This is a genomic window from Pseudomonas sp. MPR-R2A5 (assembly GCF_058793055.1).
Window position 1 is genome coordinate 25,132 of the sequence record NZ_JBXAFK010000071.1, and the last position, 6,429, is coordinate 31,560.

Sequence of the window (6,429 nt, forward strand, 5' to 3'; positions counted from 1 at the left end):
TCTGTTCCTTCAAGCCTATGCGGCTTTTCCGTTATTGGCCATCTGGCGGAAGTCGTCTACCAAGTCATCAGGAAGCGACTCACTTAGTGCGTCATATCCCGGTGCTTGCCACCAGTCGCTGCTGGTTCCGGATCCTTTACGCATGCCCTCAACCAAGGCCTGAAGATCCTTGGGCATCACTTCATCGGGATCGCTTGCCGGCAACGGCATACGAATCTTCCACAAATTCCCGCCCTCTATCAGGGCAAAGCATTGCCCCTTGGGTAGGGCAACCACATGCGCCGGTTCGATCATCGGTACGCTGACACTTTGGATCTGATCGTGAGTGTTAGAGGTGAAAGCGGTGTTGCCGTTAATAGCGTCGTTTGCACTGCTTGCTGGTGTACTGGTAAACACCTGGACCTTTGGCAACTGGTTGGTCAGCAGCTCGGCGGTTGCAGTCTCACGTACACGTAACATGAACAGGTTGTTGAAGTTACCGATGACTTGGCCAGCTTTAGCCCGGTTACCGATTTTTGCCTCAATATCGCTCATGGTTTGGGTATAGGCCGTGACCTGCATGCCGGCACCACCGCCTTTGTTGATCATCGGTATGAATTCATCGCCCATCAGTTCGTTGAATTCGTCCGCATGTACGTTAATTGCTACCTTGCCGCCGGTGGCCCCGGGCAAGCCATCATCGATGCCAAACTTATAGATGTGACCCGCAACTGACACCAGGTCGCTGAACATCGAGTTGCCCACCGCTGCAGCTACCTCTGTATCAGATAAAGCGTCCAGGCCGACATAGACCACTGCCCGTTTGCGGATGATCTGCATCCAGTCAAAGATTGGTCGTGGGTCCTCAAGATCCATGTAGTCGGGAGATAGCAGCTCTGCAATCCGGCCTGTGGTCAGTTTTTCCAGCAATGGCAGAAGGCTGGCCACGATCTTGTCGAAATAGGTTTTGTCATAGCGTACGGCTGATCGCAGACCCTCCATCACTGGGTCGGAGATGCGTTGCTGAGTGAGGTACATGTCCAGGGCCACCACGCGTAGCGGTCGATCCTTCATGGCGAAACTGAGGTTCTTACGATCGATCTTTCCTTCCAGCTCAACGATGGTTTGCCAGGCTTTGGGATCATTTTCAGCAAAGTGCTTCTGCGCATACTCAATAAACAGCGCGTCAATGTTTGTCACATGCTTGAGGATCTGTTCATAGTCCGGCCGACGTCCCAGTGCCACGAGGGCGCGCGCGATGATGTTGACGAAACGCCAGGCGAATTCCCGGAATGCCGCGGAATTGCCTTCCCCCGAAAGTTGGCCGGCAATGCGGGTGGCAACCTCCGAGATCCGACCAAACCGGCCGACGGCGTTGTAGCGAGCGGAGTGATCGGGCCAGCCTAGGTGGAACACGTAGAATTCCTCCAGTCGGTTTGCGCGCTTGCATTCGATGTACATGCGCTTCAGGAGGTCTGCGTCGCCTTTAGGATCGAAGACAATCACCACTTCGCGGTCCAGGTCCATTTCTACATTGCGCTGGCTTCGATGAACGGGTTGCACGCGGCGCCCCATATGAACGCGGCGCCGGGGGCTACGGCGGGTACGCCTGATGTCTTGGGTGATAAACAACTCTGCCAAGCGGGTTTTTCCAACACGAGTAGTCCCCAATACAAGGGAGTGTCCAACCCGCTCACCCAGTGGCAGGCTGACATCCGCTTCGTTCGGCTCTATACCGTGTAAGCGCGGTAGCCCCCCGACTGGAGGAAGTGGACGCGCCGGGTTAAATGGCACATCCCACGAGGTAGCCTTTGACAGCAATTTGAGTGGAAAGGGTGCGAACTCCAGACGCTCCTCAATTCTGCGAGCAAAGGTATAGATAGACGTGGGCTCGACATACTCGGCGTACTTTGGGAGGTAAGTCTCCATCAACCGCTGAGTATGTTTTTGGGTCCAGCGAAAGCCTTTACCGATGAATAGCCGCTCATTGCTGACCGGCATGTCTTTGCTGGTCATGGTGTAGTGGGGTAGGCGCCGAATATTGCGCCGGTAACGCAGCACTACCAACGCTTGTTTGAGGCGGACGAACCCTAGACCCAGAAAGCCTGTACCGGCAACCATGCCGAATAAAGGCGTCAGAGCAACCGCCCAGGGCGCGAAAATACAGAGCAACGCCGCAGCGGCACATACGCAAACTGTGTACAGCTCAACAGCAGGGCGTAGTAACGACTCAATGGTGTAGGAGGTGGTCATGGATCACTTCCTATGAGTGAAAGGGGACAATGGCCCCACTGTTTCGAAATGGAAAACGACTGGCTTGCCTGTCTCAGCGATCAGCCCATAGGACTTGGCCAGGCGGTATATGGGGTGGTAGCTGTTAAGGGAGTTGACGTGTCCAGCAATGCGCTCTCGCCAGACTTCTAGTGGCATCGCTGCCTTGCTCAAATTACACGGCACGCACGCGGGCATCATGTTGCTGATGGCGTGGTTCTCTGGCCGCCCCAAAATGATGGCACCGGAGTACTTGCCGTCCACCCTCTCTGGTTCTCGCCATACTGCTTCCATGTGGTCCGCATGCCACCGGTCACCCAACAGCACACCGCAGTATGCGCAATGGCCCGCGAATTTAGCGTGAAGCTCGCAGCGTTGCTTCTTGGTCAGCTTCATGGGGCCGGGATCCTCCTTTCATGCGTGATGATGAATTGGCCAACTCTTGCCTCGCTTGCTCAACTGCCTCGGGCAGTCGTTCTTTTAGCCGCTGACATAGCTCCACCTCGTCACCAGGTACGCGGGCGATGACGGTGCCGCCATAGAGCTTGGCGACATAGGTGACCTGTTCAAAAAGCAGTTGGCCTGCTCGTGGGTCATCTGGTTGCTTGATGACCAAGGTGATGTGCGTAAGAGAGGCCATACCCTGGTTACTGCTGGATCGTTGTGGCAGTGATCAACAGCGGGTAATGCTGGACTCCCAAGCGCTGTGCCAGATCATTTGATGGAGCCGGGACCAACTGTAGATTTCCTGCCCATCGTTGGATTTCGGCAAACCGCTCGGCGCTGGCCACGTTAACCACAAGGCCCACTGCCTGCAGTTGCTGTAACTGATCGCGGCGCTGTGATAACCACTTTCTGGAGCTTTCATCGTCGCCTACAAGAAACAATGGTTGCAGGCCAGGTGCATTGATTACCCGGCCCTGTACCTGCCCGGGTGTCAGTTGGTCAGAGCGCACTGGAAACGAGCCTTGCCCACGCACACCAATATTCTCTGACTGTGCTGACTGCTCAGTAGGTTCTGGAGCCAAGTACTGGTAGTAGGGCAGAGCGGAAACACCCCCTCGGTCTTCAACAACAATCAGCGAGGTGGCATGCACTGCCATGGGGGAGGCCAAAGACAGCAAAACAGGCAGATGCAGCAATCTATTCATGGATTATTCGCCATCAGGTTGATACCGGTGACCCGGCTGAGGTGTTTGGCAAAAGCTCGTCGGTATCGGGCAGCGGGTTCGCCTCCGGCAGGGCGGTGGTACCGACCAGCAGCGGTGATCCAGTCGCCTCCTTTGGCTTTTTGCTCAGCCAGGATCTGGGCCGTAACCGAGAGGTTTTTGTACGGATCCAGCCCTTCGCAGGGATAGCTATAACGGTGGCCGTTGGCACCGATGTTGGTTTGTCCAAGCCCGACGTCGACTCTATTTGGGCCTGCGGTCTGAAGGGCGATCATCAACGCTCTGCAAGCATCGCTGCGTGTCGCAAAGCGATATCCGGCGCCGGCGACATTCAACGTCCAGGGCCAGGGGACGATCTGGCCGCGAAGTCGGGTGCCACTCTCTTGCAGTGCAACGGAGTACAGCACCTCGGACGGAACGCCGGCAGGCAGGGCAATCAACTGATAGGCCGGTGGCGGAACCTCGGCACCGTTAGCAAATGCCGCGGTGAGCAGTAGCCCCCCCGTTAAAGCCGCGCGAATTACAGACGCTGCCATTGTCCATTCACCTCGCGTACCACGGCCGGCAGCTCACCGCCGAGTCCAAGGCCAAGCCATCGACCGGCATCGTGATTCAATGTGATCTGTCGGCTTCTCACGCTGGCCGGTTCGACTCCAGCCAAGATGGCCCAGCGGCGAATTATTTCGTCATCACCTTGACTACCAACGAAGTACAGATCAAAGGACTGTTTCTGGTTTTGTAAGTCTTTGACGCGGTCAATACATGCGTTGCAACTGTCTTGAACAAAAACGGCTAGTCGTCCAGTGCCTTTCACAGCAGTTAACGCTCCCGAGCCAGGAGCAGATGCAGGGTTGGACGATAGTTGGATGACTTTTTCATTGGGGTAAAGACGTGCGAAGGCTTGGTCATAGGCCCTTTGGTACGCCAGTTCCTTATCGATACGCTGTCGCTCGGCTCGCACCTGCAGCTCTGCATAGCGTCGCCGCTCCTCCTCCGACTTCGCTTCGATGCCAAGTGCTGTCAGAGGATCCAGGCCTGGCGAATAGATTCCGCGAGGACCCTCCATCACAGTTTGAAAACGGGACCATTCTTGGGGGGTCAATCCCCACTCGCGGGCTAGTTCTGTCTGACTTGCTCCTTGAGAAGAGTTGTGAACTTCACTGTTCTGAGTGTTCGAGATCGACGTTGATTGCCCCGAAGCCGCATGACAGCCGTATGCAAACGCGAAGGTGGCCAAGCCTGCAATGAAACCCAAAATGTTCCTGGGCTTCATTGTTTTCGAGGAAGTGGTAGGGGAGTGCATAAAGGAGGTCCTATTGCGCGACGGTTACGGTTTGAGGTGTTCCGGCCACGTCAAAGCGTGCGGATCTTCCGTCCAGCGCGTTGAGTCGCCAGGCGGTGCCCGCCACAGCGTCACCAGGTCGGATAAGGTAAATTTGATTCAACTGCGTGCTGCCAGGCGGTGCTACGGACAAAAAGCGTTCACCGCCGCGATACTCGATACCGACAACGGTAAAAGGGGGTGTTTGCGGTGTGACAGTGGCGGTAGCGGGCGGTTTTGGCCGCTTTGGTTGGCGGGCAACGGGCTTAGGCTTGGGCTTGAGGGGCACAGCAGTGGTTTGTTTGATGCGTGACTGACTGAGTTCTTGAAGACGGCTATCGAGTGTTTCGACGCTGGCTTTGAGGACTAGCAATTCACCAGCAGACGCAGCATTTTGAGAGATTTCTTGCGCTGACTCCGTCGCTTGCTTTGCATACGCTTGTGCGGCATCAATTCGATTCGATAAAGCCTGCTGCCCGGCTCGGAAGTCCTCGTTGGTCACCAGGTGGTTGCCGGCTACCGTGCCCAGTCGCTCATCGACTTTGCCAAGCCGCGTCAACAACGCATCGAGCGACTCTTTGTCTGCAGTCGCAGCCAAGCTGGTGCGGAGTTGGGAGAGTTGATGATGCTCATAACACAGAATGCCTGCCAATAATGCAAGGCACAGACTGAGTATCGCTGTGGTTCGAGTAGGGCGTGGTAGGTTCATGGGCGTCCTCGCGCAAAAGCGAATACACCCTCTCAAACCAGTCTCTTAGGTGCATCAGGAAATAGGTTTTCCAGGACGCATGGTTTTTGAAGTGTCGAGTTGGCCGCTGGTAAATTGGGATCGTTATAAAAAAATGGCCACCCGAAGGTGGCCGTCAAACTATGAAGCAATGAGCTGCCTTGCAAGTGTCATTTCAACTGAATCACCATCTTGGTTCAGCGAGTCGAGACCAGAATCTGGCACATCTCCCGACGTGCTTTGAATCACGGCGATTTTCTTGGCCATCAACTGCAGGCAAGTAATCTGAGAGCTGCCGGCATAGCCAAAAAAACACCCTCACTGGCTGCTTTTGCCCAATCCGCCATCACCGTCGAAATGCCTGTTGCAAGGTGTTGGGTAAAGCCATATACCGTAGCCCCACTGCGCGGAGTAAAGTCTTAAAAACCCGTGATAATGATCTGCGGAGTCAGAATAAAGTGGGTAACCGTCCGGCCAGGTCATCTACCCAGCTCTGCAAAGCGAAGACATGGTGTGCATTTAAATTAAGTGGACACCAATTCTAGCCTTTCAAGCGGGTATTTCATGCAGCCAACACGCCGTTCCTATTCCAAATCCTTCAAAGCCCAGATCATTCAAGAGTGCGCCCAACCAGGCGCTTCGATTGCCAGCGTCGCGCTCGGCCATAGCCTCAACGCAAACCTCGTCCACAAATGGATTCGGCTGCAAACGCAGAAAATTCCGGCACACCCACCTGCATTTATTCCGTTAGCCATGCCGCTGGCGGGGGCGAACTCCCATCCAGCATCATCGAATATCTGCGTTGAAATACAGCACCCGCGCGCCATCATCAAAGTGGACTGGCCCACTGAAAGTGCTGCCGCCTGCGCGACTTTTCTTCGAGATATTCTGCGATGATTCACATCGACTCCATCTGGCTCGCCACCGAACCGATGGCCATGCGCGCAGGCACCGAAACGGCG

The 6,429-nt window shown here is 55.4% G+C and carries 8 protein-coding genes and 1 pseudogene; 1 reads left to right on the forward strand and 8 read right to left on the reverse strand.

Annotation, left to right across the window (positions count from 1 at the left end; genetic code table 11):
- Nucleotides 1-15 precede the first annotated feature (15 nt).
- The 8 genes and pseudogenes from traD to AC1Q6I_RS32335 all read right to left on the reverse strand — a co-directional run.
- A complete protein-coding gene (traD, locus tag AC1Q6I_RS32300; RefSeq protein WP_024073353.1) occupies nt 16-2,232 on the reverse strand; it encodes a type IV conjugative transfer system coupling protein TraD in 2,217 nt (738 codons plus the stop codon).
- A gap of 3 nt (nt 2,233-2,235) precedes the next feature.
- Nucleotides 2,236-2,646: a hypothetical protein gene (locus AC1Q6I_RS32305; protein WP_008437384.1), complete on the reverse strand. Its 411-nt coding sequence runs from the start codon at nt 2,644-2,646 to the stop codon at nt 2,236-2,238.
- A complete protein-coding gene (locus AC1Q6I_RS32310) occupies nt 2,606-2,890 on the reverse strand; it encodes a hypothetical protein (protein ID WP_024073354.1) in 285 nt (94 codons plus the stop codon). The genes AC1Q6I_RS32305 and AC1Q6I_RS32310 overlap by 41 nt, the downstream gene beginning before the upstream one ends.
- Before the next feature lie 7 nt (nt 2,891-2,897).
- The gene (locus AC1Q6I_RS32315; RefSeq protein ID WP_008437383.1) at nt 2,898-3,401 is read right to left on the reverse strand and encodes an integrating conjugative element protein; all 504 of its coding nucleotides are present in this window, start codon (nt 3,399-3,401) and stop codon (nt 2,898-2,900) included.
- On the reverse strand, nt 3,398-3,955 hold the full coding sequence (locus tag AC1Q6I_RS32320) for a lysozyme family protein (protein ID WP_008437382.1): 558 nt from the start codon (nt 3,953-3,955) through the stop codon (nt 3,398-3,400). The genes AC1Q6I_RS32315 and AC1Q6I_RS32320 overlap by 4 nt, the downstream gene beginning before the upstream one ends.
- Nucleotides 3,940-4,692, reverse strand: a complete 753-nt coding sequence (locus AC1Q6I_RS32325; protein ID WP_024073355.1) for a TIGR03759 family integrating conjugative element protein — start codon at nt 4,690-4,692, stop codon at nt 3,940-3,942. The genes AC1Q6I_RS32320 and AC1Q6I_RS32325 overlap by 16 nt, the downstream gene beginning before the upstream one ends.
- Nucleotides 4,693-4,732: 40 nt before the next feature.
- Nucleotides 4,733-5,449, reverse strand: a complete 717-nt coding sequence (locus AC1Q6I_RS32330; protein ID WP_024073356.1) for a hypothetical protein — start codon at nt 5,447-5,449, stop codon at nt 4,733-4,735.
- Between the two features lie 159 nt (nt 5,450-5,608).
- Nucleotides 5,609-5,840 (reverse strand): annotated as a pseudogene (locus AC1Q6I_RS32335) (DEAD/DEAH box helicase); the annotation flags it as partial.
- Between the two features lie 191 nt (nt 5,841-6,031).
- Here AC1Q6I_RS32335 and tnpA point away from each other — a divergent pair.
- Entirely contained in the window at nt 6,032-6,364 is a 333-nt protein-coding gene (gene tnpA, locus AC1Q6I_RS32340) for an IS66-like element accessory protein TnpA (RefSeq protein WP_073844970.1), read from the forward strand.
- The last annotated feature ends 65 nt before the right edge of the window (nt 6,365-6,429 follow it).